Annotated in this window: 1 protein-coding gene; it reads left to right on the forward strand. The window is 67.1% G+C overall.

Annotation, left to right across the window (positions count from 1 at the left end):
* Positions 1 to 111: 111 nt before the first annotated feature.
* On the forward strand, positions 112 to 988 hold an 877-nt coding region (locus tag KU893_RS22385; protein WP_218237024.1), incomplete at its 3' end, for an IS256 family transposase.

Here is a 988-nt window from a genome sequence, read left to right on the forward strand (position 1 = left end):
GGGAGTGGTGGGGTTTGAGGGACCAACGGCGGGGCGTCAGCACGTAGACGGCCATCGGCGGGATCTTCGGTGTGAACGGCGAAATCCACGCACTGAAAGAGGTACCCACCGATGGCCTTGCCCCAGTCTGCCCTGTCCGAGATCCTCGACGCGTTCCGTGCCGGTGATGGCGTCGATCTGATCCGCGAATCGGTCCGTGTCGCGCTGCAGGAGTTGATCGAGCTCGAAGCCACCGAACGCATCGGCGCCGCACCCTATGAGCGGTCTGAGGACCGCACGGCCGAGCGCAACGGCCACCGGACCCGGCCGCTGACCACGAAGGCTGGCGATGTCGAGCTGCGGATCCCCAAGCTCCGCAAGGGATCGTTCTTCCCGATCATCCTCGAGCCCCGCCGGCGGATCGACCAGGCCCTGTACGCGGTCGTGATGGAGTGCTACGTCCACGGCATCTCCACCAGGAGCGTCGACGACCTGGTCGAAGCGATGGGCGGCTCGGGCATCTCGAAGTCGGAGGTCTCGAGGATCTGCGCCAACCTGGACGAGACCGTCGGCGCGTTCCGGACCCGGCCCCTGGACCACGTCGAGTTCCCCTACATCTACCTCGACGCGACCTATCTCCACGTCCGCAACAAGCCCGGCAAGGGCGGACAAGTCGTTTCCATGGCAGTGGTCGTCGCTACCGGCGTGACCGCCCGTGGGGACAGGGAGATCCTCGGCCTCGATGTCGGTGACAGTGAGGACGAGACCTTCTGGCGTGCGTTCCTGCTCAGCCTCAAGCAACGCGGTCTGGGCGGGGTGCAGCTGGTGATCAGCGACCAGCACGCCGGGCTCGTGGCGGCTCTGTCCCGGGCCTTCCAGGGCGTCGCGCACCAACGCTGCCGGGTTCACTTCGCCCGCAACCTGCTGGCCCACGTCCCCAAGGGCCAGGCCGAACTCGTGGCGTCGTCGTTCCGGATGATCTTCGCCCAGCCCACTCCCGCGGACGTGG

Source organism: Nocardioides daeguensis, assembly GCF_019192965.1.
GTDB lineage: Bacteria > Actinomycetota > Actinomycetes > Propionibacteriales > Nocardioidaceae > Nocardioides > Nocardioides daeguensis.